Origin of the sequence: Salinimicrobium sp. 3283s, from assembly GCF_039602225.1 — a bacterium.
Taxonomy (GTDB): domain Bacteria; phylum Bacteroidota; class Bacteroidia; order Flavobacteriales; family Flavobacteriaceae; genus Salinimicrobium; species Salinimicrobium profundisediminis.
In genome coordinates, this window is sequence record NZ_CP143631.1 from 3,210,538 (window position 1) to 3,237,131 (window position 26,594).

Annotated in this window: 23 protein-coding genes; 5 read left to right on the top strand and 18 right to left on the bottom strand. The window is 37.5% G+C overall.

Annotation, left to right across the window (positions count from 1 at the left end; translation table 11 throughout):
- Window position 1 precedes the first annotated feature (1 nt).
- Together VS868_RS14255 and VS868_RS14260 are read left to right on the top strand one after the other, a co-directional pair.
- Window positions 2-841 (top strand): GIY-YIG nuclease family protein, encoded by an 840-nt coding sequence (locus tag VS868_RS14255; protein ID WP_345598435.1) that lies wholly within the window; start codon window positions 2-4, stop codon window positions 839-841.
- Between the two features lie 235 nt (window positions 842-1,076).
- Window positions 1,077-2,051: a hypothetical protein gene (locus VS868_RS14260; RefSeq protein ID WP_345598436.1), complete on the top strand. Its 975-nt coding sequence runs from the start codon at window positions 1,077-1,079 to the stop codon at window positions 2,049-2,051.
- Between the two features lie 301 nt (window positions 2,052-2,352).
- On the opposite strand, the gene VS868_RS14265 is transcribed toward VS868_RS14260, so the two are convergent.
- The 12 genes from VS868_RS14265 to mnmE form a co-directional block, all read right to left on the bottom strand.
- The gene (locus tag VS868_RS14265; RefSeq protein WP_345598437.1) at window positions 2,353-4,281 is read right to left on the bottom strand and encodes a UvrD-helicase domain-containing protein; all 1,929 of its coding nucleotides are present in this window, start codon (window positions 4,279-4,281) and stop codon (window positions 2,353-2,355) included.
- Complete coding sequence (locus VS868_RS14270) at window positions 4,263-6,317, bottom strand: ATP-dependent endonuclease (protein WP_345598438.1); 2,055 nt, start codon at window positions 6,315-6,317, stop codon at window positions 4,263-4,265. Before VS868_RS14270 ends, VS868_RS14265 begins: the two co-directional genes overlap by 19 nt.
- Window positions 6,318-6,358: 41 nt before the next feature.
- Window positions 6,359-9,628: a DNA methyltransferase gene (locus VS868_RS14275; protein WP_345598439.1), complete on the bottom strand. Its 3,270-nt coding sequence runs from the start codon at window positions 9,626-9,628 to the stop codon at window positions 6,359-6,361.
- 212 nt (window positions 9,629-9,840) lie between these two features.
- Window positions 9,841-10,782, bottom strand: a complete 942-nt coding sequence (locus VS868_RS14280) for a DUF6371 domain-containing protein (protein WP_345598440.1) — start codon at window positions 10,780-10,782, stop codon at window positions 9,841-9,843.
- Between the two features lie 116 nt (window positions 10,783-10,898).
- On the bottom strand, window positions 10,899-12,176 hold the full coding sequence (locus VS868_RS14285) for a DUF3987 domain-containing protein (RefSeq protein ID WP_345598441.1): 1,278 nt from the start codon (window positions 12,174-12,176) through the stop codon (window positions 10,899-10,901).
- Window positions 12,167-12,595: a hypothetical protein gene (locus VS868_RS14290; RefSeq protein WP_345598442.1), complete on the bottom strand. Its 429-nt coding sequence runs from the start codon at window positions 12,593-12,595 to the stop codon at window positions 12,167-12,169. The genes VS868_RS14285 and VS868_RS14290 overlap by 10 nt, the downstream gene beginning before the upstream one ends.
- Before the next feature lie 20 nt (window positions 12,596-12,615).
- The gene (locus VS868_RS14295) at window positions 12,616-12,969 is read right to left on the bottom strand and encodes a hypothetical protein (protein ID WP_345598443.1); all 354 of its coding nucleotides are present in this window, start codon (window positions 12,967-12,969) and stop codon (window positions 12,616-12,618) included.
- Window positions 12,970-12,992: 23 nt separating this feature from the next.
- Entirely contained in the window at window positions 12,993-13,325 is a 333-nt protein-coding gene (locus VS868_RS14300; protein ID WP_345598444.1) for a helix-turn-helix domain-containing protein, read from the bottom strand.
- A 208-nt stretch (window positions 13,326-13,533) separates the two neighbouring features.
- Window positions 13,534-14,457 carry a hypothetical protein gene (locus VS868_RS14305; protein ID WP_345598445.1) on the bottom strand — a complete coding sequence of 308 codons (924 nt, stop codon included), beginning with the start codon at window positions 14,455-14,457 and terminating at the stop codon, window positions 13,534-13,536.
- On the bottom strand, window positions 14,447-15,583 hold the full coding sequence (locus VS868_RS14310) for a site-specific integrase (RefSeq protein ID WP_345598446.1): 1,137 nt from the start codon (window positions 15,581-15,583) through the stop codon (window positions 14,447-14,449). The genes VS868_RS14305 and VS868_RS14310 overlap by 11 nt, the downstream gene beginning before the upstream one ends.
- 3 nt (window positions 15,584-15,586) lie before the next feature.
- Complete coding sequence (locus VS868_RS14315) at window positions 15,587-15,955, bottom strand: helix-turn-helix domain-containing protein (RefSeq protein ID WP_345598447.1); 369 nt, start codon at window positions 15,953-15,955, stop codon at window positions 15,587-15,589.
- Window positions 15,956-16,272: 317 nt separating this feature from the next.
- A complete protein-coding gene (mnmE, locus tag VS868_RS14320) occupies window positions 16,273-17,676 on the bottom strand; it encodes a tRNA uridine-5-carboxymethylaminomethyl(34) synthesis GTPase MnmE (RefSeq protein WP_345598448.1) in 1,404 nt (467 codons plus the stop codon).
- Window positions 17,677-17,988: 312 nt separating this feature from the next.
- On the opposite strand from mnmE, the gene VS868_RS14325 reads away from it, so the two are divergent.
- Window positions 17,989-18,327 carry a DUF4870 domain-containing protein gene (locus VS868_RS14325; RefSeq protein WP_345598449.1) on the top strand — a complete coding sequence of 113 codons (339 nt, stop codon included), beginning with the start codon at window positions 17,989-17,991 and terminating at the stop codon, window positions 18,325-18,327.
- A gap of 362 nt (window positions 18,328-18,689) precedes the next feature.
- Here the strand turns inward: VS868_RS14325 and dnaN are convergent, their stop codons facing one another.
- The 5 genes from dnaN to VS868_RS14350 form a co-directional block, all read right to left on the bottom strand.
- A complete protein-coding gene (gene dnaN / locus VS868_RS14330) occupies window positions 18,690-19,808 on the bottom strand; it encodes a DNA polymerase III subunit beta (protein WP_266069089.1) in 1,119 nt (372 codons plus the stop codon).
- 185 nt (window positions 19,809-19,993) lie between these two features.
- The gene (gene gldG / locus VS868_RS14335; protein ID WP_345598451.1) at window positions 19,994-21,667 is read right to left on the bottom strand and encodes a gliding motility-associated ABC transporter substrate-binding protein GldG; all 1,674 of its coding nucleotides are present in this window, start codon (window positions 21,665-21,667) and stop codon (window positions 19,994-19,996) included.
- A 1-nt stretch (window position 21,668) separates the two neighbouring features.
- The gene (gene gldF, locus VS868_RS14340; protein WP_345598452.1) at window positions 21,669-22,403 is read right to left on the bottom strand and encodes a gliding motility-associated ABC transporter permease subunit GldF; all 735 of its coding nucleotides are present in this window, start codon (window positions 22,401-22,403) and stop codon (window positions 21,669-21,671) included.
- 105 nt (window positions 22,404-22,508) lie between these two features.
- Window positions 22,509-22,829 (bottom strand): antibiotic biosynthesis monooxygenase, encoded by a 321-nt coding sequence (locus tag VS868_RS14345; protein WP_345598453.1) that lies wholly within the window; start codon window positions 22,827-22,829, stop codon window positions 22,509-22,511.
- Window positions 22,830-22,981: 152 nt separating this feature from the next.
- Entirely contained in the window at window positions 22,982-23,809 is an 828-nt protein-coding gene (locus tag VS868_RS14350) for an SAM-dependent chlorinase/fluorinase (protein WP_266069085.1), read from the bottom strand.
- Window positions 23,810-23,916: 107 nt separating this feature from the next.
- Here VS868_RS14350 and VS868_RS14355 point away from each other — a divergent pair, with 107 nt between their 5' ends.
- Both VS868_RS14355 and VS868_RS14360 read left to right on the top strand, forming a co-directional pair.
- On the top strand, window positions 23,917-24,870 hold the full coding sequence (locus tag VS868_RS14355; RefSeq protein ID WP_265163848.1) for a PhoH family protein: 954 nt from the start codon (window positions 23,917-23,919) through the stop codon (window positions 24,868-24,870).
- A 58-nt stretch (window positions 24,871-24,928) separates the two neighbouring features.
- Window positions 24,929-25,876, top strand: coding sequence for a phosphoribosylaminoimidazolesuccinocarboxamide synthase (locus VS868_RS14360; protein WP_345598454.1), 948 nt, complete (start codon window positions 24,929-24,931; stop codon window positions 25,874-25,876).
- Between the two features lie 368 nt (window positions 25,877-26,244).
- Here VS868_RS14360 and VS868_RS14365 read toward each other — a convergent pair whose 3' ends face one another.
- Window positions 26,245-26,580 (bottom strand): hypothetical protein, encoded by a 336-nt coding sequence (locus tag VS868_RS14365; RefSeq protein WP_345598455.1) that lies wholly within the window; start codon window positions 26,578-26,580, stop codon window positions 26,245-26,247.
- Window positions 26,581-26,594: the final 14 nt, after the last annotated feature.

A 26,594-nucleotide genomic window follows, 5' to 3' on the forward strand; every position in this document is an offset into this window, starting at 1 on the left:
AATGCAAAGACCTCAAACTATACAGATATTTTTACCCGATGGTTCACCGACCAGTATTCGAGAAGCAGAAATAACAAAAGGACTGGTGAAGGCTGTTCTCTTTCCTCGAAATAAACTTGCCGAAGTATCAAAAAGAGAGTTCGTGAATTACACTGGTGTATACTTCCTATTTGGAACTAAAGAGGATATAGCAAAACCCATAGTTTACATAGGAGAAGGTGAATGTTGCTATGATCGAATCCTTTCACATAATAGGAATAAAGATTTCTGGACTCATTGCATTGTTCTTACAACAAAGACAAATGAATACACCAAAACAGATGGAAAATATTTAGAACATCATTGCATTGCTGTAGCTAAACAAGTGGGAAGATATGAACTTGACAATGATACAGGTTCAAGAAAGACTTCTATTACAGAGAGCAGGGAGTATGATTTGCTTGACAATTTTGAAGCCGCAAAAATATTGTTGGCTACTTTGGGATATCCGCTTTTTGAGGAAAAACGTAAAGCAGAATCGGAGAACGAAGTCTTTACCTGTCAAGGTAAGGAAACCTTTGCCCAAGGGGAATTGGTGGATGATGGCTATGTAGTATTTAAGGGTGGGAAATGTTTGTTGGAAGAAACACTACGCGCACCCGGATGGGTAAAAAGCTTGAGAAAAAAGTTAGTGGACCAATCTGTGCTTAAAGAAGAAGATAACTATTTAGTATTTCAGGAAGATTACATATTCAGTTCACCAAGTGCAGCTGCTTCAACAGTTAAAGGAAGAACGTCCAATGGCTGGACTTCCTGGAGAAGTAAAGAAGGAAAAACATTGGATCAAGTGAAAAGAATATAAAAATTTTTTAAAAGAACATGGTTAATAAATGCTCCAAAAAGGAGTGGGTTCATAAATAATTTGTATGAGTCTTACTCTCACATTATAAAAAAGGATTATAAGCAACTTTTAACAAAAGACAACAAAATAACTTGTGCTTATAATCCCTATAATAGTGTGTGGTTTGGTTTATACTGGAGGTTACCTGTAAATTTTCTTAACTGGAAACTTTAAGATTATATAATATTGTATTATAATGAATAAAGCTAGAATTAAAAATACTGATGAAATAGTATTAGCAGAAGAATTACCCAAGTTATTTCCTAATTATAAAGAGCTTGTATTTGTATGTGTAGATAACAAATGTTCGATTAGAATGGCCCCGGCTTGTATAAAGAAAAGTAGCAAAAGAAGACCTCATTTTAAAAAGTATCGAAATCAAGAACACATTGATAATTGTGAATATGCTGTTTTAAATGATCTGTATCAAAAAGGAAAAGATCAAAAATTAACAAATATTCAAATTAATAAAATTGGTTATCCTTCAGTTTTTCACATTAAAGAAAAGTTTGAATATGATGAAAATGAAGCTCATATAGAAAAGAATGATAATATTGATGAAGGAATAACGGGCCGTGGAGAAATAGCAAGATTATATGAATTTGATAGTGAAAACATTAAGTTTGATAGAAGAAATAAAGTTCAAAGTATAGATAGAATTGTAGACTGGTATCTTGGTTTTCCTTACAACAGAGATGTCGAAATAGAAATAAAGGGAAATAGAATTGAATATCAATATTTTTTCAAAAAAATCAAACAGAATACCCATTCATCGCAACTACACAATGAAAGAATATTTTACGGCAGGATAATGCTATCAAATAAAAATCAAGATGCTTTTGACAAGTATAACGAAAGTGTTTATTTAACTTTATTAGGATTTCAAAAGAAAGATGAAATATCTGGACAATATGAAAATTATTCAATAAAAGTTAATAAAAATAGTATGAGTAGAACGCTTTTATCAAAGCTAAAAAACAAGTATAATGAATTATTTAAAAAAGCTTTTATAGATTTTCAAGAAGATAATATTAAACCAGATTACGGATTGTATGCTTTTGTTTATGGAAAAATTGATGAGAAAAATAATACCATATTAAATGTCGAAAAACATCATATAACATTTAGATATGATGAAGTAAGAAAAACAATGAAAGAAAGAGATAATTGATTGCAATAATAAAAACCAGCTTTTAACAGCGGTTCATATAAGAGCAATAATAGGCTTCTCTTCTAAAATATCATTTTTTGACTATCTATAAAAGGTTAACTTCAAAGAGGTTTTCATGTATCTATTTTAACAATACATTTTTTTACTTCCCCAAAACATAGTTAGAGTTTCATCAAAACTTTGGAGGTAAAAAAGTTAAATCCTATAGGTGATTCTGGAATAAAATCTTTCCTCCAAAAATTGTATTTTTTGGACTTGATTTTCTTGCCCTTGAACCATCTCATTTTAGTTGAGAGCAGTTTTAATCAATTTTAATCACGTTTTCACCGAACCATTCTTGAGCCTTTTTTATAACCTTCTCGTCTGGATTGTAATAAAACACTGCTAAGTTTTCTTTTGCGCGCGTGCAACAGACATAGAAAATTTTCTGAGTTCTATCTAAAACAGTGGGGGAAGCTGTTCCCAGGAACATCTTTTCAAAGTTGTAGTTATTCCAGCCTCCATTGTCAAGTATAACTAAAACATTGTCAAATTCAGTACCTTTTGTTTTATGCTGGGTTGAAAATGGTGTTTGGCCTTCCAAATAGGCGTACAGATTTTGAAATTCACTAAATCTGACATCCTTAACACGGTTGTATAAGTACGAGTTCTTCTTTTTAAAAGCCGTAAGCCGGTCATCTATTAATGCGATACCTTTTTCATTGGCATCGTTGATTACATCTTCAATCGTTTTATTTCCAACATTTATTAGACCTTCAATATTTTCTTTTAACTCCTTTTTCTTTGCAATACTCGTCATTTGGAAACGATAATCAGTCGCTCTTAAAAAATCATTGTATTTCTTCCTATTGTAGAGTGAAATATTATTTTGAATTTTAAAAAGGTGCTTAATCAAATTGTCTCTTTTGGAACCTTTTTTATTTCGGTCTTCTTGATCTTGTTTTTTGTCGTCAAGCATCTGGTCCTTTGAGATGTACATTTTAGAAAAATCAGAATATCTCAAGGATGATGCATAATTGTACAATTCTATATTACTGTCAATGAAAGTTTGCATGGCCTTAGTGGGGCTAACGGCGGTCAATTCCTTACCACTTTTATCTTTCTGTAAAAATTGAACAACTTCTCCGAATGTCTTTTCCGAAAAATTGTTGAATACATTTTTATCTTTAATGTACTTTTTAATTCTATCCCTAAAACTTAATATTAGATCTCGATCATATATATCCATTAAGGTCCTGAAATTGGCCTTATCTGCTATTAAATTGTGCGTTAGATTAAGTTCTTTTGTGGCTGTTGAATTTTTGAAATTCCATCCATAGTTAACCTCTAGGAATTTCTCAACGCTTCTAATGTCGTCATCCTTAGAATGTACAAACAATAATGTGCCGTGTTTCACTACTCCATTAACCATATTTGGAGCAGTAGGATCCGTAGAAGGCTCTTGCGTAATACCGTCGGTCCGAAGTTTATTCGCCAGATTTATTATAAGCTGAGGGTTTCTTCTGTTCTGTTTTTTTGTTATTTCTTTTACTTTATTTTCTTCATCTCCCTTGTACAGATCTAAATTGCCGATTCCATCAGGGTAAATAGTCTGCATAGCATCACCAAAGAAGCCAATAATATTTTTTCTCTCGCTTTTTTTGAAGTGAGTAAGAAAGATATCCACAACCGCCTGATTGGTATCTTGATACTCATCAATAAAAATAAACTTGTATTTATCCTTTACGATACTACTAAGTTTCGGATATTTCCCAAAAACATAATTAGCAACTATAAGTAGTTCGTCGTGTGAAATTATTCCTTCCCGCAATCTTAAAAATTCTTTGTATTGTATTCCGTCAATTAGGGAGTCGAAATAGTTTTCAGGAACAGGTTTGGCGTCATCGATCGAAATTTTTGTAATATCTTCTCTATTTGCTAGAGATATAATAGCCTCTTTAAGTTCTTTTTGGAAATGTTTTATATTGTCCCATAAGAAGTCGTGAATAGTAGAAACGCTTAGATTTTTGTGGTTTACTCTTTCTTCGATCTCCTTGACTGCGGCATTGGTATATGTCATACAAGCCACTTGAGCAGTTGGATTTTCGGCTATTACCTGGCGGATCACACTTACGAGTGAATAGGTCTTGCCACTTCCTGCACCACCGCTTAAGAGAAAGTTTCTACCTTCACCAATGGTCTTGAAGATTTCCTGTACTTCAGGCTCTAAATTCAGTCTTCCTTCAGCCATAGTAGACCATCTTTAATGTATGCTGGAATTTTCCAATTACTAAAATTTTCATCACTGTGGTATAAAATATCTAAAGCAAAGTGAGTTTTCTTTTTTATACAAGACTCTGCTAATTGATATGAACTTTTTTTATCATCATCGAAATTGGAATGATTCTTTACTCCCTGAAAAGTAGACTTGTTTTCTTTGACAAATTCTCTATTCAGATGAATAAAGGCATCTTCAAAGCTTCTGGCGTGATAAGACTCTTCTTCCTGCTGGTAACATACACATAGTGTAGAACTTCCAACTGTGATTGTTCTATTGCTAATTGGTAATGCCTTCAACTTATCCCAGTTAACATCTTTTAAAAAATGCTTAAGTGCCGAATTACTTGTTTTTTTTCCTTCAACAACGGGACAAGCAACATCATTATCATCTATAGAATCAATATCTGTAAGTATTAATGATTTAATTCCTAAGAATTCAATGAACTTTTCGAAAATTTGAGAATAGGCTCCAACTTCTATAACAGATATATTCTGTGATAGTAGTGGAAGAAAAGTATCTTCTTTACCCTCTGATTGCAGACGTTCTTTTTCTTCTAAATCGACTTTCCGCATAAAAGTGGGAATCAAAATTCTTTCAGTATCTCCCTCAATTAAAACAGCTTTATCAGCAAAAAAAATTTCCGCTCGACTTATCGTTAAATATTGCCTTAAGAACTTATATTGTTTTGGATCAGCATCATACTGCTGCCCTAAATCAGAAAGATTTTTGGCAGTTACGTCATTCTTGGCTAATGATTTAAGATATTTTATATCACTAAAATCGCTGTCTGCAACAATATGAGAGGAATGGGTTGTTATGATATATTGAAGGGGTCGATTTATCCCGTCGTCTCTTTTAATTCCATCCGCTAATAATTGCTTGATATTTTTAATAAAGATATACTGCATTTGTGGATGGGTGTGCGCCTCAGGTTCTTCAATAACTAGTAAATTAATATCAGCTGGTTTCGTGTCTTTATTTCTTTTAAATTCCTGTACTAGAATTTCTATTTCAAAAATCATACTTATTAGGTTCATATAGCCTAACCCGTTGTAGTGCTCCGGAAGTTTATGGTCTTCCTGTGCATAAACTACAGTAGTATTTCCTTCAAGTAGATTTCTATGCTGCAAACTAGAAATAATGGATATCTCGGTGTCGTTAATTTTTATGCCTCCAAATTCCTGAACCTTTTTGATAACATCTTGAAATAATCCTTGGTAAATGCCGCTCAATTTAACATCAGTTTCAGAAAGCTGATCCTTAAAATCTTCTGTTGCTTCAGTCTTATCACTGTTATTTTCCTGCTTGTTATAAAGGCTAGAAGTTTGTCTAGATAGGGTATTTTCTTTTTCGGTATTTGTTACATCCCTTCTCGCACTGATATACTTGAAATTAATTATATCATTTATTCGTATTTTTTCTTCTAAAAGGTCTATTTGGTGATCTTCATTTACGCTATTCGTAATAGTGTTATAACCGAAAGACTTCTTTTGAATATTGAAATACCCGTTAATTTCCTGTTTTAAAAAATCTTTTAAACCTCTCGGAGAAGTTTTCTTTTTTTCAGCTACTCTAGCCTTTTCTTTTTCCTCAAAAGATTCATAATCTCTTCTAATCCTTAGAAAATCAATATGATTTAAAGTATATTCAAAACCCAATACAATTTTATTATTTTCCGGATCTAAATCCATCAGGACTCTACTCACATTAGATAAATCATCTTTTTCATCGTATTGTATGTAAATTTTAATCTTAATTCCTTTTGGAGGAAGTTCTTCGGGAATATCAGGAGATTTAATAAGTGATTCCAGTTCGTCTTTAAAATCAATATTAAGGTCATCATAGGAAAAAGCGTTCTTTTCATTTAGAAATTTATCAAGAACGGATAAAAGAGAGGTCTTTCCTGTATTGTTTTTCCCGATAACCAATGATAGTTCATTTTCAATGTCTATCGAGAAATTCTTCAATAGTCGGTAGTTTTCGATTTCTATTTTATATATATCCATATTGGTTACAGAGAGTGGAGTTATTTTTACACCACACTCGATTATTTAATTACACTAGATTCAACTATCTCAATCTCCTCCTCAGTCAACCCATAAAGCTCATACACCATCCGGTCGATTTCTTTATCTGTCTTTTCGATCACCCGTTGCAGCTCCATAGCTTTTTGTTTGTTCTCCTCAAACAGGTCCATCCATTCAAATTCATCTTTTTTGGTGAGTCCCGGCACAGGGGAGAGGCCTTCTTTGACGCGGACTTTATTAGTTGCCTTAATCGCTTTGTTTAGCTCCTTTATGAACTCGTCGAATTCCAACTCGTGCCATGACTGGAGTTTTCTGGATGTCTTTTGGAGTTTATAAGAGGAAGAAAAGTAATTGGAAAATTTGTTCTTGATATTTTGATAGTCTGAAACAAGATTCAGTATTTTTTCAACCAGTAATTCTAAATCCTGGCGCCTTTCTATGATTGGTAATGGAATTTGCTCGAAATATTGTGGTTTAATTTCAATATAACCACCACTCCTCACGACACATATAGATTTCAAAAACTCCCAAACAACCTTGGAATTAAGAATACATAGCAATGCTTTATCAGCTACGGGTAAAATTACTGAAGGTGCATTTATATAATAACCATTAACATCTAGTGAAAACTTACTGGAGGATTGTAAATTGGGCCAGATTATTTTTTCACCTTCAAATATCTTGTAATAATCTATGGAGTCTTGAATTTCAAACCACTGATATGCACCAGATTTCCTTCCAATCTTCATATCTGGGCTGTTCCGTGGAGTCAACTTGGCTTTAAACTGTAATAAATAATTTTTTATAGCAGGATAATTTTCGATATCTGTTCCTCTGCGAGTAAATATGATGAACTTTTCTATATCTTCAGAAATCCATTTGGTAAGATCCTTCCCCTCGTAAAATGGTTTGATGATCTCTTTTGAACTTGGATGTTCACTTTCTAGATTCTCCTTTGTGGTTTTATCTATAATGAAGGCATCATTGAATCCTGTTACTATACCTCGATAAGTTTTTGGGTAAAGATTTTTGACCCTCTCAAGTTTTGAAAGCTTTTTAAGAAGTTGAGCTTTCTCAACAGGTAGAAAACTCCAGTTCTTGTAATCCAAAAATTCCTGCAATACTCGATAGTTTTGCTGATTCTCGATATTTATAATATTGGCCTGTGCACTTTTTGGAATCTTAGTATAATTGAATTCATTTTTTTGTGGCGTTCTGTTTGTTGCTATAATAATTACTGGATAAGTAGTTGCTCCCTCGAAAATTTGAACTTCCGTAAAATCAACATAATCAATAAAACAAACATTCTTTTGCAAATAACTTCTTAGTGTATTTGCAGCTTTTGTTTTATCGAAGGTGTTGGAGATAAAGCCGAATAATCCGTTTGAATTTAGGATCAAAAATGCTTTTTCGTAGAAGTAAGCGAATAGATCGGAAGTTCCCTCAAATACATTATAGGAGCTCTCCAAAAATGACTTTATTTCTCCAAATAACTCCTGCCTCACATAAGGCGGATTGCCAATCACCACATCAAATCCACGTCCGGAGCCTGACGACGGATCAAACACCTCAGGAAATTCATCTTCCCATTTAAATGCTTTATTGCCGGCTACTGCTTCATCGTCAATAAGGGAGTTGCCGCATTTGATGTTGCCGCTAAGGTCGTTTAATTTTCGGCTGGGTTGGGCGGTGCGAAGCCAGAGGCTGAGTTTGGCGATCTCCACGCTTTCTTCATTGATATCCACTCCGTAGATATTCCTCTCTAAAATCGTATTTTCAATGTCGCTTAATATGATGCTGCCGCCGAGCAGCTTTGACTTCATTTCATCGATATACCGATGCTCCTTAATGAGAAAATCCAGGGCCTGGTTAAGGAAAGCACCACTCCCGCAGGCGGGATCACAAATGGTGAGTTGCAACAGCCAGTGACGGTAGTCATCGAGGATCTTTACTAGGCCCTCTAAAGTGTCTTTTTGGCGGCGCTTTCTTCCCTTAAAGTATTCTTCTTCTCTAAAGCCGAGGTCGCTCTTCTTTTCCTCGCACAGTCTGCCAATGGTATTCTCAACTATATATTTTGTAATATATTTCGGAGTATAAAATACCCCATCTTTTTTCCGCTTACTCTTTTGTTTGTCAAATTTGCCACCTTCAATCTCAGCACTTACACTTTCTATCTCATTTAGGGAATTTTCAAATATATGCCCCAGGATGTTCACGTCTACCTGGCTTTCAAAATCATATTTCGCAAGTTTTGAAGTATGTTTGTAAAGCAAATGATCATCGATCTCCAGCCCGTCCAGATGTTCATCAGGTTTAAAGAGTCCGCCGTTGTAGGCGTAAATCTCTGGGCGGGTATCAGTCGCAGGACGGCCGTGGTTGAGATATCCGAAATATTGTTTGAAGCGCTCGTAAAGCGGGATCTCAGCGTCCAAGACCTTTAATTGATTCCATTCCGAAAGTATATTGACAACGGCATTGGGAGGCAGGAGACCACGATCTTCAGCAAAAAAGATAAAGAGGAAACGATCTATTAGTTTTTGGGACTTTTTGAACAGGTTGAGTTTGACTTCCTTTTCAGCTTCGGTTTCAGAAACGTGAGCGTCGGATTCATAACCCGAAGGTCGGTCTTTCAATCTCTCTACATTCCGCTGTACCAGATCCCGGAAAAGTTCCCTCTTAAAAAGGGAATAATCCTTATAAAATTCTTTGGTGATCTCTTCTTCCTCCCCAAGGGAAGCTTCCTTGATCTTCAGCGGAAGACCGTTGAGAATATTCTCCTTACTCAGGCAAAGCCATAGTAGTCCGAAATCCTCCCGGTTCAGCTCAAAAAGATCAAATTCAAGGAATTCTGTGGCATCCTGTATATAAAATCTTAGCTTTTCAAAATTTGAAGTGATTACATAAACACAATGCTTTTGATTCGCTTTATAGTCAAAAGCCTGCTGCCGTATCCCTTCCAGGTGTTTGGTGTTGGTGCCTTTAAGTTCTATTACTCCAATGGCGTTCCCGTCCTTCAGGATCGCACCGTCAGCCTTGCGGTTGTTGGACTCGTTCTTGAATTCGGTGGAAAGATCATAACCGGGATTCGGTTTAAGTGTATAACCAAGGATCTTTACAAAGAGTTCATTCAGAAATATAGCTTGAAATTCTTCTTCTTTCGACTTCCTGATGTTTTCCTGAATTTCGGGATGCTGAAAATAGGAGGTGAACTTTTTATAGGCTTTGTCCACGAGCTGCTCCTCCTGAAGCTTGAGATAATTCTTGAGTACTGAAACCTGAAATAAGGCCATGCTGTATGAGATGGTTATAGGTTAAATTCTGACACCTGGAGTAGGGAAGTAGGGGCTGCAGAATTGGTTTCAGTAAATCTATAAAATTATCTTAAAAATTAGAGATTATTTAAGAGATAAATCCTACATAATGCTGTTGCAATAGCAAATTATGTTACAGTTGGTTTTGCAGTTGCAGTTTTTCAACCGGTGCAGTTGCTGAGCGGTTGATCTTATCTGATAACACGAAAAAAGTCTTCTAAATCCATATTATATAGTTTGAGTGCTTTTAATTCGTCATCTCCTTTGCCTTCTGTCATATCCCAAATTGTTGCATTTACACCTATGGCCTTGAGAAAAGAAATTCTGTCATAAGATATTGCCGTTGCCTTTTCGCTAATGTCGGGTATCAATAAAACCTTATGGCCTTTTAAGCAAGCTACTTTAGGCTCTGTCAGTCCATTTAAACCACCGAATGACAGCCAGGTAAATTGCGGTAGTAGAATTGCTCCTACAACAGCTGTTTTCTCACTTTCCACCAGGATAACGAGATCTGTTCCTTTTCTAATTGGCTTAAGGAGATGAGCACCAAATAAGCAAGAATAGTAGCCATCATCATTTTTATAAGGTGCTTTAAAGCGATTGGTCCTCTTCCCGTTTTCTTGATAATAACAAATTTTATTTTTCTGGACCTGGAGATCTTCATTGATTAGCCAAAAAATAGTACCTCCGTCTTTTGTAGATCCCAATACATATTCTTCCTTAACACGTTCAACACCTTCTTTAGGATAAGTCCTTCTTAGATACTGCAGCAGATTATTTTCCGGTGTTACCTCATAATATTTCCAGATCAGCGATTCAGATATAAATCGCTGATCTGGATTATTGCTTGTAGAGCTAAAATTTTCTGAAAGACTTGGAGTAGGGGAGATCACCACATCCGTGTCCCAGGAGTTGGTAATTTCATTCCATTGGTACTCTTGCCCTTTTTCATCCTTGTATAAAGCGGGTGGGGTAGTGGCTTTTCCGCAGGAATGACAGTAACCATAGATTAGTGGAAAACCTTTATAATTGACAAATTTCCCATCTGTATTCCGCTTGCCACAGCAGGGTGTAATGAGTTGGTAATTCCGCCTATTGTCAAATTTTAATAATCTTTCAATTTTGCTAAGCATAGGGTACATTGTTGTGCAACGTGCAACTTGCAAACACTCTTTAATTTGGTTGTAAAAAACTATATATCAACTCGTTATTAGGAGTGTTGAAGTGAAATGCAAGTTGCAGATTGCATCTATTTTTTCAATTTTTTTATTTTTCTGCAGACCGATGACTTGTTCTTTCCTATCACTGAGGCAATTTCTTGCTGCGTAGCTTTATTTTTTACTCCAAGCCTTACGACATCATCCAAATCAATATCCGCGGTATTGTGGTCGAGTTTATCAATAATGATCTGGAAATTGGTAAAGTAAAAATTCATGATCATTATGGCTTCCTCCACGGTCTCCAAGTCTATCTTTAGACGAAATTCAGGAGTAGCTGACTCTTTCATCAGATGTGTTAGGATAACGAGCTTGTGGATGTTTATTTGGGCTTTAGCCAAATAACCTTTCTCTATTTCTTTCGATTTTTCCTGCAGATGAATCAGGTCTTGGGTGTATTGAAATATCCTGTCTTCTGCTTCTGATGTGCAGGTTAGAATCAGCGGATCTTTTGTTTCTGAATCCTCAACAAGCTTTCGATATTCCATCATTCTTAGCAGGTTATCCGAATACCTATTTAAACAGCCTTGTCCAATAGGAAACCTGGAAAGCTTTGAATTGTGCGTTAATTTAGGCGTGAAAAAGAGGCGATCTGTCAATCCGCTTTCTAAATTACCTCCTGAAAAGATTTTCGGTATAAATTCTTGCTGTATGGAACCCATAAGGACAGGATAAGATTTCGATAATCGGAAGCTTTCGGTTGTTTTTCTTGCTATGTCGACAAATTTGTTGGTGTTTCCTTGCAACAAAAGTGTCCGCCAGCCTGGGCCATCCTTGCTTGAAGGATTACTCATTTTTTCAATTAAGTGATATAGTTCATCCATCAAAATTCCAAGGGAAAAAGGATTATGAAAATGCTTAAAATAAGCTGCTTCAATGGTGGCATCCTGGATAAACAATTGTTTCCTCCCTTTTGGCTCCTCATGTCCGTCCTGCAAAGATCTTTCTCGAAATTCCTGATACTGTAAATCATCATACTTCTTCAATGGTTCAGTGGCTAAATCCATAGCAGGGGATTTTACGTCTCCCCTGCTACCTATAATAGCCGCATAGATATTGCCATAGTTAGAATATCCCATGGCATCCAGCCGAATTGCTAGACCTGCAGTATTACTGAAGGCAAAAAGTATAGCTGTCAATAGGTACTCTTTGGGTATTCTTTTATGTTCAAAAGCTTCATTTATGAGTGTTCGGATGTATGGAGGCATAATTGCTATAATTTGATGAAGTTGTCTTACAGCCTTATCTTCCAAGCTTGAGCTGTTTTCGATTATTGCCTCCTCAATGTCCTTTAAACTTCCTATTTCCATGGCGGCAAAAACTTAAGGTGAACGATCTCTTTTAAGGTAGTATCGAAATAGGCCGGAGCTCCATCAGCACGTACATCCATGTTCTTTATTAAGATGTACCTTTCGGTAATCCTACTTGCTAAATTTTGGAGGTCGCCCTTAGTTGCTGGCTTATTTTCTTCCTTAATGAATATTGATTTCCCCACTTCAGTAACAACATTCGCTATAGCCGCGTTACCGATTCCTGCCATGGAGATTCCTTCTTTATGAGGCTTGTCCGAAGGTGCTTTTAACCCCACATCAGGTTTTGCTGGAGATAGTCTGTTTTTACGTTTGTGGGAGTTGACTCTGCAGCTGTTGCTGCAGAATCTTTGCTTATATCTCCTTTTGGGTACATATGTTTTGGCGCAGTAGTCGCACGTATATAAGTATTTGTCCATGATTATAAATTAAAGTAACGTTAGATTAACGGTGTTTTTAATAGGTCATCAAAGGAGCGATATACGATTTCCCCAGTCACTATGTCATATTTAGCGGTTACTCCGTTTTGGCCTTTTGGTAAATTTTTAATAGTGTGATATCGATTCTTGTTTCTGTTGATCAAGAAATTAGTTTTACTTTTTAGGTGCTTTTGTCCAGTTTTACTAGTTATGGTATTAGAGGTAATAACTCTTATCAGACGATCAATAGCCTGTTCTATTTCTAATAATTTAGCTGTCTCGTCACAAGTTCTGCGGTAGCAGTATTCCAGGTTTTTATTTGTTGTCCTAAAAGCCTCTGAGCAGTGAACACATTTCTTTTTATATTCTTTCATGATGTAGTTTTTGTAGGTTTTGATTAAAATCTTCTGTTTTGGTGTAAATATTCGGCCGCTTTTGATTTTGCCGTAGTTGATGAAATGGTTGCTACTGGATTTTCGCCTTTCCTTAGCCATTCTAATAAAGCAGCTCGAGAGAAGAGCAACTTTTTTCCCTGTTTAAAGAAGGGAATTTCATTACGGTGGGTTTTGCCGTAAATGGTAGCCGGACTTAAATCCAGAAGCTTGGCAGCCTGTTTAGCGTTTAGGATGTCTTCCTGGTTGTTTTCTTCAGCTTCCTGCTTGGATAGCTGGTAAAGTTCTGTAGCGAGCTTTTTAAGATCCTCGCCTGTGATCAAATTAAGGTCTTTCATAATCCTGTTTTTAAATGTGTTATTGTTACAGGATGTAAGTGTAGAGAGAATTCGCAGGCTAGCCTTTATTGGTGGGTGACCCGTCGGTAAGTCGTGGGTTTTTGCAAAATGCTGTTAGTGAGATTCCTACGTTATATAAACATCAGGAACTAAAACAAAAAAACCAGCTAATATGGGTAGCTGGTTTTCTTTTTTAAGTTTGATTTACTTATTTTTTGCCTGCCTTGTTGATTTCTTTTAGAACTTCACTTTCTATTAGTTTTACTTCAGCTTTTAAAGAATACAACTTTGAGGCGTCTAATCTATTTATAAGAGTCTGGTAGAATTTTCCATTTTGCAGATTTACAAAATGAGGATATTTTTTGTGAAATAAGGTGTAGGTTTGGGCATCTCCAGCTACTTTATAGAAAATACTTAAATCTTTAATGCCGGAAAGAACATGAGAAAAGCGGATTAGCTCTGTTTTATCCATGCCTTTTCTTGCTGTAAGTATTCTATCATGAAATACCTTGAGAAGAAAAATTTTCTCTTCCTCCTCAAATGAACTTAATAATTGTTTGGTTTGGGCAATTTCCTTGGTGTAGTCCTTTTTTGTTGTGCTTCCTATAACCTTTCGCTGGGTGTAAATTTTTCTGTGGAGCTTTAAGAAATATTCAGCTGATTCGTAGTTATGGTCGAACTTTGTGAGATCTATTGGTTTCCACTTCTTGTCCTTATAAACCAAATCAAAATATTTATAATAGTTGTTAGCTATATCTATGATATCTTTAAAGGCCTTATTTTCTGCTAAATCTTCTATAAAAGCTGGGTACTCTGCTTCAGAACGTTTCTCTAGAAATAACGTCTTTGTCTTTCTCTCCAGAACCCCGGGAAATAGATGTTCAGGAAAATTCGCTTTATTGTTACGGGAGGTAAAGTATTGATAAATCTCAAAATCAGATTTGAGCGAAGATTTTTCAAAATGTTGGTTTCGCCATTCTTCAAGATTAAGTTTTACTTCATTGTATGTCTCCAGAAAATCCCGCTCATCCTCATCGTCTTCCTTTGAGCTTCTAAATTCACTGTTGACGAACTTTTCTAATTGCTGAAAAACTTCCTGATATTTCTCTTCAAATAATTCGCTATAGTCCATCTAAGTCTAAATTTATTCTATTAGCTGCTTTTACTTTGTTCTCATCCATAACCTTGGTATATATCTGAGTTGTGGATACATTTTTATGGCCTAATAGCTTTGAAACCGTATAGATATCGGTTCCATTAGCCAACTGAAGGGTGGCATAACTGTGCCTAAAATTGTGAAAAGTGATTTTCTTGTGAATACCTGCCTCGAGGAGCCATTTTTTAAGAGGTCTGGAAATTTGAGAATATTTGATATCAGTAAAAATTTGTCCCTCCTTCGTTTCTTGCTCAGTGAGAATATTTACAGCTGATTTGGAGATAGGGTGGTTCTTAATGTTTCCTGTTTTTTGCTCCCTAAACTGAATGTAATAGCCCTGGTGGGAGTCCTCATACACATCTTCCCACTTCAGGTTAATAACGTCTGAAAATCGAAGCCCAGTTAAAGCTGAAAAAACGGCCATATGCTTCACTTTTACGTTATCAATAGGAGTTTTCCAGAGCTTTGATAGTTCCTTTTCAGATAAATATTCTCTATGCGTCTCCTGTTCTCTAATATATCTGGCATTCTCAGCAAGGTTTTTACTCAAAAGCTTATCCTTATAAGCCCTCTTCAGGACCATGATAAAATTTTTATAATAGGTAGAGGCTGTATTTATCGCCAACTTTTTTTTGTTGGTTCTAAGATTTTTAGTGGTTAGGAGAAAGTTTCGATAATGATTTACATGCCATTCAGTCAAGCTTTGGGTAGTTAAATCCTCTCCCATAAAAGCTTTCCAGTAAGTCAGGGAAGATTTCCAGGAATGGTAGTTTCCTTTGCTTCCGGTGTTATAGTATTCATCTACTACTTCTTGAAAATACTGGCTGAATTTGATATCCATCACAATATTATCTACTAATCCGAATTCTTTGTTCTTCAGTTGCAGAAATCGGGTGGCTCTTATTTCCTCAGCTATTTCAAGTTGTGATTCATTAAACCTTTCTTCCTGGGCATTACCAGGAAACTCATAAATCTTGAGTTTTAAAAATTCTCTTCGAGAAAGTTTGCCTGTTTTAGGGATAATGACAGGAGGGTAGTAGTCAAGATAAAGACTAAGCATCCCACCTTTTAGAGGTTTTGATCTTAAGGTAACGTTTGCCATGGGTTAGTTTTGTTGGTTAAAAATATAATCTACTTCTGTTCTCTTAATACGGGTAAGTCTCTGTCCCAGATTTACTGCTTTTAATTGTTCATTGTCTATGAGACGATAAATAGTCTTTACTGAACAACCGAGTAGAATGGCCGCTTCTTTTACGCTGAGGAATTCTTTCAGTTGTAAATCCTGAACCTTTTCCTTGTGATCAACTTTTACCTTTTGTGGTTTATCAGCCTTTTGAATTTTTTCAGCTCGTTTTCTGGCCTTGTAGGCGATCTTGGCACAGGTATCTCCGCAGAATTTGGTAACAGTAGTTTTTGCAATGAATTCGCTGTTGCAGAGCTGGCACTTTTTCTTGATTCTAATATTAGAGCTCATAGGCCAATTTTAATGTTGATATGCTCGATTAGATATCTCTAAGGGACATTTCGCTTGAGTATTTAAGATGCTATAGAAGGATATAGGAGTCGTAATCTCTCCAAATTTTTGGGACACAATTTTCATATTCATTTTTGGTGGTTTTTGAGGTAAATAAGAGACATTCATAAGCCAAATCTAAATATAAATTTTATTATAAAAGGTACATATATTAAAAAAAATGTACCTTTTAACAAAAGACAACAAAATAACTTTTGTTCCTAAACCCTGTAATAGTGTGAGATTTAGTTTGTTTTTGTTTTTGTTGGTTTGATTTTCTATTTGCCAATACAAAAATTAGCAAAAATATTCCCAAGCAGGTCATCATTGGTGATCTCGCCGGTGATCTCTCCAAAATAGTGCAGGGCTTCCCGAATATCGATCGCCAGCAGGTCGCCAGAAAGATTGTGGTTTAGCCCATCCTGAACCTTGTTAATCTCTTCCAGGGCTGAAAGCAGGGCATTGTAATGTCGACTGTTGGTTACAATGGTATTATTGTTACGCAGCTCGCCGGTGTTCACAAACTGCAGAAGTTTTTGTTGGAGTTCTTCCACGCCTGTTCCACTTTTAGCGGAAATTGGCAAATAGTGAGAGCCTTCTACGGAGTTCAGGGTGACATTAAGTTCTGCAATTTCAGATTCAGATGATTGATCTATCTTATTGGCAACAATGATTAAAGGCTTCTGCGGAAATTGATTCTTTATTTTTTCAATCTCCACCCTGAACCTTGAACCTTGTACCTTGAACTTTTCGGCGTCAAGCAGAAAAATTACTACCTGCGCCTGACTTATCTTTTCAAAGGTTCTTTTGATCCCAATGCTTTCCACTACATCTTCGGTTTCACGAATTCCGGCAGTGTCAATAAACCTGAAGCCAATTCCCCCAATGGAGATCTCATCTTCAATGGTATCACGCGTGGTACCGGCAATTTCAGAAACTATTGCTCTTTCCTCGTTTAAAAGGGCATTTAGAAGTGTCGATTTCCCAACGTTAGGTTCGCCTACAATTGCTACGGGTATTCCATTCTTTAAAACATTCCCTACAGCGAAGGAATCGATAAGCTTTTTAAGTACATTTTGAATGCGGCTTACCAGTTGTTTGAATTCATCGCGATTGGCAAATTCCACATCTTCTTCAGCAAAATCGAGTTCTAATTCTATTAAGGAAGCAAAATCAAGAAGTTCCTGTCGTAGTTTCTGAATTTCGTTTGAAAATCCCCCGCGCATTTGCTGCATCGCCATTTGATGGCTGGCAGCATTTTCCGAAGAAATAAGATCGGCCACAGCTTCTGCCTGGCTTAGGTCCATTTTTCCATTGAGGAAGGCACGTAAGGTAAATTCGCCGGCTTCGGCAGAACGACAGCCTCTTCTAATCAACAACTGAATGATCTCCTGCTGTATATAGGGGCTACCGTGACAGGAAACCTCGATAGTATTTTCTCCGGTATAAGATTTTGGTCCATGAAAAACTGAAATCAGTACCTCGTCGATAATTCTTTCTCCATCAATAATATTTCCAAGGTGTAGCGTGTGCGAAGGTTGATCTAAAAGGTCCTTTTTGCTTTTTGCTCTAAAAATGGGAGCTACCAGCTTCACTGCATCGGGCCCTGAAACTCTTATCACTGCTATAGCTCCGGCACCCGAAGGAGTGGCAAGTGCTACGATGTTGTCGTTCAATTTCATGATGCAAAAGTAGCGAAATGAAGTTAAAAGTTAGAAGTACTTAAATGTTGTAAATAAGGAATGTATCTGGTCGTTTAACCAGGCAATTCTGATTTTGACATTTATGAAGAGAAAAAGAAAAAGTTCCGGAATAAGAGAACTTACTTCCAAACTTATTTTTCCTATTCTCTTAATATTGGGTATTGCGAAGAATGGAGGTTGCAAGTTAGAATAAAAAAACACTATCTTTTATAACATAGTACTATATTAAATCGTATATTTGAAGTATAATCATCAATCAAATCAAAAATGGAATATTCAAATGCAACAATCATGAGAGAAGACAGACAGTTATTAATGCTTACGCACCTGAGTCAGTTACTGGGCCTGGTAACGGGGATTGGCGGATTTCTAGTTCCGCTGGTCATTTGGCTTACGCAAAAAGAAAAGGTTCTGGGGATGGACGCCCATGGGAAAATGATCCTGAATTTCCAGATCTCCCTTTTTATCTATTCTATTATTGCTATACCGCTCATCTTTCTGTTCGGACTGGGAATTCTTATCCTCATTGGTATCGGTATTATTGCTATAGTTTTTCCGATACTTAATGCAATAAAAGTCAACAATGGAGAAATTCCGTCTTATCCAATGAGCATAAATATTTTAAAATAATAGGCTTTGGGCGTTTAAAGAGAAGTTTCCGCTTGAGGTAACACTAATAAAATTAGAAGCACAATTAAATAAAACGAACCTGCAAGGTGATTTTTCACTCTGTAGGTTTTTTTCTGAAGTATTGTCAAGCGTAGTGAGTTTCCCATTCTGGTCAAAATAAATCTTCTTCCAAAGAAGAGAAAGATATAAAGTAAAATACCCTCTGAAAAATGTCATTTTTCAGAGGGTATTTTTTTATCTAACAGCCTCCGAAGGAGGCAATCTAAAATCTAAAATCTAAAATCTAAAATCTAAAATCTAAAATCTAAAATCTAAAATCTAAAATCTAAAATCTAAAATCTAAAATCTAACAGCGCAGCGATTTAATTGTTCAACATTACCGGCATCACAAGCATTGTTACCTGCTCTCCATCATCTAATCCGTCTACAGGAGTAAGTATTCCGGCGCGGTTTGGAAGGCTCATTTCAAGCTGCACTTCATTAGCATTAAGGTTAGAAAGCATTTCGGTAAGAAAACGGGAATTAAATCCAATTTGCATATCGTCTCCCTGGTAAGAACAGGTAAGCCGTTCCTCGGCCTTGTTGCTGTAATCTACATCTTCCGCAGAAATATTTAGTTCAGCACCTGCAATCTTCAGGCGAACCTGGTGTGTTGTTTTATTAGAGAAAATAGAGACCCTTTTTACTGAGCTAAGGAATTGCCCGCGGTCAATGACCAGTTTATTCGGATTTTCCTTAGGGATTACCGCTTCATAATTCGGATATTTCCCGTCAATAAGTCGGCAAACCAAAGTGGTGTCTTCAAAAGTAAAACGTGCGTTTGACTCGTTGTATTCAATAATAACTTCAGAATCTGAACCCGAAAGAATTCCTTTTAACAGGTTCAGGGGTTTTTTCGGCATAATAAATTCTGCCGTTTGAGAAGCCGCAATATCATTTCGAGAATATTTTACCAGTTTATGAGCATCTGTAGCTACAAAAGTAAGGCTGTCCTGGGTGAACTGGAAAAATACCCCACTCATTACAGGTCTCAGGTCGTCATTTCCCGAAGCAAAAATGGTTTTGCTAATGGCCGTTGCCAAAATATCTCCCACAATAGCAGTACTGCTTGGCTCTTCAAGGCTCACAGCTTTTGGAAATTCTTCACCGCCGGCATAAGCCAGGGCATACTTCCCGTGGTTAGAACTTAGCTCAATGGTATTGTTATCTTCCACTACAAAAGTCAGCGGCTGTTCCGGAAAGGTCTTTAAAGTTTCCAGTAACAGGCGGGCAGGCACTGCAATTTTTCCTTCAGAATCAGATTCTACAGAAAGTTTGGCTGACATGGTAGTCTCCAAATCTGATGCAGAAACGGTAAGTTCGTCTTGATTTAATTCAAAAAGGAAGTTATCCAGAATAGGCAGAGTGTTGTTATTGTTAATCACACCCCCCAGTATTTGTAGCTGTTTTAGCAAATATGTGCTCGATACAATAAATTTCATTGGCTTCGTAATAAGTTAATCTTGATACAAATATATCCTAATCCTTCAAAAGGCATGAAAGCAGGAGTCATTTTTTATTAACAGTAAATCCTCTAAAATACCTTTCAAAAATGTCATTTTCAGCATCTTATGTTTTTTATATTCTGAAATTGTTAATAAACAAAGGCTTTCCTGAAGAAGTGCTTCTACTTTACGTATTTATTTCTCCTTATTGCCCTAAACAATGCTGCAAACAGTGCCAGCAGGCCAATTGGGAGTGCAATATTCATCATTTGCCAAAAGGTTCTTTCCTCTTCCACTTTTTCGGGGTCGAGAAATGCTATTTTCACCTCTTTACTCCGAATGTTGATGAGTCCGCGGTCATCCAGGAGATAATTGACTGCATTGAGTAAAAATTCCCTGTTGCCGTAGGTTGTACCCGTATAACGATCATAACCCAACTCAAGCGGCTCCCCTCGTTGTAACTGATTTTTAATGACATCACCATCGCTTATCACCAGCATTTTTGTTTCTTCACTTTTACTTCGGAAGTTATTAAGCACAAATGGCAAAATTCGGTTGTCATAAACTGAACTGAAATTTCCTTCAAAAAGAACGGCTAAAGGCAGTTCACCTGAAGTAAATTCGGATGGGTCGGGCTTTGCGGTGATCTCTTCCAAACTTATTTCTCTTGGAAGACCCACAACTGCAGATCGGGGAGAAGTAGCTAAGAGTACCGTTTTATCAATGTTATTTTTGAGGGTGTCGATGGGGCTGGCGTATTCAAACTTTACTGCCTCCAGGTTGTTCACCACAGGATGAGTTGAAGGGGAGGAAGAAATCGGAAAATAAAACCAGGGATAAGGATTGAACTGGGCGTTGTTGCCCGAGCCAGTAGCCAAAACTATAGGAGCCGAGTAAAGATCTTTGACCAGTGCCGGGTTAATTCTTAAGCCGTACTTAAAGAAATAATCTCCTAAGTTTAGGTCGCGGGGTAGGGCAAAGGCTGTTGCTGCAGGCGTGAAAAGGCTGTCGGTTTCCATCGCAGCATGTTCTATCAGCCATAATTGTTTTCCGCCGTTCATGAGATATTGGTCTAAAACCAATTTTTCGGCTTCTGTGTAAGGTTCAGTGGGTTTAGCTTCTATCACCAAATCATACTCCTTAAGCTGTGCCAGGGTTCCCTGAGGATCTACAGTTACAGAATCTAAAGTAAAGGGTGCTATGTAATAATATTCCTGAATTTTCCTGATAAAGTCGGCTATATACCTGTCTTCAAGCTCACCGTTACCTCGCATTACCGCCACTTTTTTACGCTTTGGCTCCAGTAGTTTTGAGAAAGCATCAGCAAAAGCATATTCCAGTTGTTGTACCGATGCTGCCACACGATCTTCGGTGGTTGCTCCCAACTGATTTTTCAGTAAAGGAATGGCAACCGATTTATTTCCGAAGTTGGCCATGGCCCAGGGAAACACTATGGCTTCGCTTGTTCGGCCGTTTTCCACCACATTGATACGTGCGGGGGTCATCCCCATTTCATAGAATTGTGTGGCAATATCATTAGCATTGCCACCTTCTTCAAGGGGGTTGGTAAACCGGTATTTGATTTGAGGGTTTACAGCGGCAAATTCTTCGAGCAGCTGCCTGGTCTCTACCTGTAACCTCCTAAATTCGGGTGGAAATTCTCCTTCCAGAAAAATATCGATAATTACAGGCGCTTCGGCTTTGGAAATGATTTCTTCTGAAGCTTCAGATAAAGTATAGCGTTTATCGGCAGTGAGGTCAAACCTTCCGAAGAAATTATAGGAAAGCACGTTAATCCCGATGATTGCGAGCAATAACAAAAATACCTTCCAAAAATGCGATTTTTGAGACTTCATTTCAGGATTGTTTTTTTTTGTTAAGAATAAAGCTGGTGAGCGCCAGGAAAAGAAAGATGAAACTTAAAAAATAGATGACATCCCGGGTGTCAATAATCCCCCGGCTAATGCTCTCATAATGTGCATTGAGACCCAGTTCTTCCACTCCAAATGTTCCACTGCCAAATATATTCAGGGTTGCCAGGGCTTCAAAAGCAAAATAAGCGATGAAGCAAAGAAAAATGGCAAGTATAAAGGATACTATTTGGTTTGGGGAAAGTATTGAAGCAAAAATCCCGATGGCGGCATAGCAGGCGCCAAGAAAGACGAGACCAAAATAGGACCCAAGGATGACGCCGCTGTCCAGGTTTCCGCCCGGACTCATTAAATACCAGATAGCCACAATGTACAGCAGCGTTGGTAAAATGGCAAGAAGTATTAAAACAATTGCACCCAGGTATTTGCCCAGTACCAGTTCTACAGTTGTTAAAGGTTTGGTAATTAGCAATTCTAATGTACCCTGTTTTATTTCTTCTGAAAAACTCTTCATGGTAATTGCCGGAATAAGAAATAAAAACACCCATGGTGCAAGCGTAAAAAAGGGCTCCAGATTGGCAAACCCGCTGTCCAGGATATTATACTCACCTTTAAAGACCCAAAGAAAAAGTCCGTTCACCACGAGAAATAACCCTATGACCAGATAGCCTGTGGGAGAGGCGAAAAATGCGTTAATTTCTTTCTTTAAAACTGCTAACACTTTTTAATGTATAATGTATATTGAATATTGTTTAAGGTAAAAAAAATCCAAATCCCAAATTCCAAATTCCAATCTATTTTAAACCCTGAACGCGAAACCTACTGCCTACTTAAAACTGGCACTGCCTACTGAACCTGAGGTCCATATTTTATCCACGCTCCACGCTTCAGGTTTAGCGGCAAACATTTTCCTGGTCTCGCTCCAAACTTCTTTAAAAAGGAAAGAACCGCGATAATTTTCCAGGGCCTCTTCATTTTGCCAGTAACTGTACGTAAAAAAGATATTTTTATTGTTCTTATCTCGATAGAGTTCTAAAAATTCACAGCCTTCAAAGCCTCTGATCTTTTCTTTATTCTGCTGAAATAGCTCCTGAAAATCTTCAGTTTCTGAAGCTTCAAAAGTCATTTTTACGATCCGGATCAACATATTATTTTCAACTTATATTTAAAAATTTTCATCAAATAAAAAGAGGACAGTAAAACGAGAGTAGATTAATTCTAATCAACTATTCACTATACCTAATTAACCAGTAACAAACACGGACAACTGAGAACCGAAAACTGAAAACCTCCTTTGCGCTAAACAAAATCCACCGTTACCGTATCCCTGTACTCGAGTCCGAAGAGGGTAGAGGCACTGCCTACCGTACTGGGGTTGCTCTTGTAGATCGCCAGTTCAATATATCCTCCCGAATTAAAGATGGCCAGTTTTTTACCATCTTCCCGGTTGATCATGTCGGTGTCAAAATTGATGGCTTCGCTGTAGGTGTTATAGATGTCGGTAAAAGTAGCGGTCCTTGCACGCATACTAAACTTTCGGCCTTTGCCAATTTTCTCAAACAGCTTCTTCGGAATATTTGTCACCACATTGCCGTAATTGTCAATGTAAATTACATTTCCTTTGATCTGGTTCATTTCAGGATTGATAAGGGGTTCCATTTCCTTTAGCTGCTTTATTCCGGGAATGGATTTTCCGATAACTTCCAGGGTGCCACCTCTTGACAGGTGACCGGCTACTTTCACAAATACATCCAGAACCGGAAAATTACTCTGTACCTTATCGTGTATATTGATCTCTACAATCTTTTCGGGTACATATTCCGAAGCAATTAAAGAGAGTATACCGTTGTTGGCACAAATAAAGTAATGCCCGTCAAGTTTTAATGCAATATGTTTATTTTCAGGCGTAAGTTCAGAGTCTACCCCAATAATATGAATACTGCCTTCAGGAAAGCTTCTGTAGGCGTTTTTAATGATGTAAGAGGCTTCAGTAATGTGAAACGGGGCGATGGAGTGGGAGATGTCTACAATCTTTGCCGAAGGTACCTCGGTGTAAATCGCTCCTTTAACTGCCCCTGCAAAATGATCTTTTTCCCCAAAATCTGTCGTTAAGGTAATTATGGCCATGGGCAATTTCTAATAATATTTTTCCTAACTTAAACCTTTATTTAGCTAAGTTTGTAATGCAAATCTAAAGATAATTAACTCATTTTTTAAATTTAATCCGGTCGCTTTTGAACGAACTTATCATTGAACTTTCTGAAATAAGTCCCAGAGATTTTTTTGGGGAACAAAATTCACATATTGAGCTTTTGAAGAAATATTTTCCAAAGCTCAAAATTGTGGCAAGAGGCAATAAACTTCGCATTTACGGTGACGAAGAAATGCTCGAAGAATTTGACAGAAGGTTCAATATGCTTATAGACCACTACGGAAAATTCAATCGTCTGGATGAAAACTCCATAGAACGGGTGCTTACCAGTGAGAGTAAAGAAGATTATGAAACTTCTAATGAAAGCGGGGAAGTGCTGGTTCACGGCGTGAGTGGCAGGATGATTCGTGCCCAAACGGCCAATCAGCGTCGCCTGGTAGAGTTGATGAAGAAGAATGATATGGTTTTTGCCATTGGTCCTGCCGGTACTGGAAAAACATATACGGGAGTGGCTTTGGCAGTGAAAGCGCTAAAGGAAAAGCAGGTAAAAAGGATCATTCTTACCCGGCCTGCCGTAGAAGCAGGTGAAAACCTCGGTTTCCTACCCGGTGACCTTAAAGAAAAGCTCGATCCATACATGCAGCCGCTCTATGATGCGCTGCGCGATATGATCCCACACGAAAAGCTGGAAAGCTACATCGAAAAAGGGGTGATACAAATAGCTCCCCTTGCTTTTATGCGTGGCCGTACACTAGACCATGCTTTTGTAATTCTCGATGAAGCACAAAATACCACCCATGCCCAAATGAAAATGTTTTTAACCCGGATGGGAAAGAGCGCAAAGTTCATGGTAACGGGTGATCCCGGCCAAATTGACCTTCCAAAAAGGGTAATTTCAGGGCTTAAAGAAGCAATTCTTGTCTTGCAGGATGTTGATGGGGTGGGAATTATTCATCTTGATGATAAAGATGTGATTCGCCATAAACTGGTCAAGAAAATTATTGCTGCTTATAAAAGAATAGAAAACGCCGAATAAAAATGTCATTTTTGAGATCCCGCACCCGTGGGATCTTTTCATATAACCTCATGTTTTGATGAACACTATTACCGCTACCAATTTTAATTTTCCGGGACAGAAAGAAGTTTATAAAGGAAAAGTTCGGGATGTTTACACCCTTGAAGATAACCGGCTGGTCATGATCGTGACCGACAGGCTATCGGCCTTTGATGTTGTAATGCCAAAAGGAATTCCTTATAAAGGACAAATCCTCAACCAACTGGCTACAAAAATGATGAAAGCTACAGAAGATATCGTGCCCAACTGGCTGCAGGCCACGCCCGATCCTAATGTGGCAGTAGGGGAAAGCTGCGAGCCCTTTAAGGTCGAGATGGTGATAAGAGGATATCTCACCGGCCATGCTGCCAGAGAATATGCCAGCGGAAAACGAAGTTTGTGCGGGGTACATTTGCCTGAAGGTATGAAGGAAAATGAAGCTTTTGCAGCACCTATCATTACGCCCACCACCAAGGCAGATTCAGGCGAGCATGATATGGATATTTCGCGCGAAGAGATCCTCAAAAAAGGAATTGTTTCTGAAGCAGATTACAACACTCTCGAAATCTATACCCGACAGCTTTTTCTTCGTGGAACACAACTCGCTAAGAAAAACGGGCTCATCCTTGTAGATACCAAATATGAATTTGGCAAAACTAAAAATGGCGAGATTGTACTCATAGATGAGATCCACACGCCCGATTCTTCCCGCTATTTTTATGCTGAAGGTTACCAGGAGAGATTAGCCAATGAGGAACCACAAAAGCAACTTTCCAAAGAATTTGTGAGGCAATGGCTTATTCAGAATGGCTTCCAGGGAAAAGAAGGTCAGCAAATTCCGGAGATGAGCGAGGAGTACATCAATTCAGTTTCCGAACGTTATATTGAACTTTACGAACAAATTACCGGCGAACAATTCATAAAAGCCGACATCTCAAGGATCGAAGAGCGGATTGAGAAAAATGTGCTGGAGTTTCTTAGTAGTTAGGATTGAAGAAGTTAGATTTTAGAAATACGAAGTTAGAAGACAGTTTAACAGATTGCAAGGCTGAGCTTTTTTCATGATCGGTAGGGCGTGAAAAAAATGTTCGAAACCGCTATTTGAACAATGTCTCCCAAAAGATAAATTGCCCCGACTTTCAAGTCGGGGGCTAATGAAATCCAGTTCAACAGGGCTTTAGCCCAACCTGTGTTCCAGATAAGCGCCTATTATGTCAGCCTGAAATTTTTTTAAACCTATTGGGGCAACACCCAGCAACTATCTAAAAAAATCATAGTCTTACTTTTTAACCACTGCCTACTTAAGCCTGCGCACTGCCAACTGAAATTCGTATTTCTACCTTCGTAAATCTACCTTCACTTAACCTCTAACACCAAAAGATATTCGGGGCCTCCTGAAAGAGGGTAGCCTTCAATTTTTTCGGCAACTAAAGTTACCTTTTCCTCTACATAATCATCCAGGTCTACTGCATCACTTTTGAGAGCATAGAACTTGTCGTCTGCAGTAGTAATGGTATGGGTGCCGTATTGGTAAGAGGTTATTCCCTGTTCCCGAATGATGCCGGTCAATTCCATGGTTGTCTCATTTGCTTCAGCCGAAGTGGGATGATCTTGCTGAGCCTGGCTGTTATTGCAGGTTTGTAGTGATAATAGTAAAGTAACTCCTGTAAAAATAATAAGTGCTAATTTCATAAGTAATTTTAATG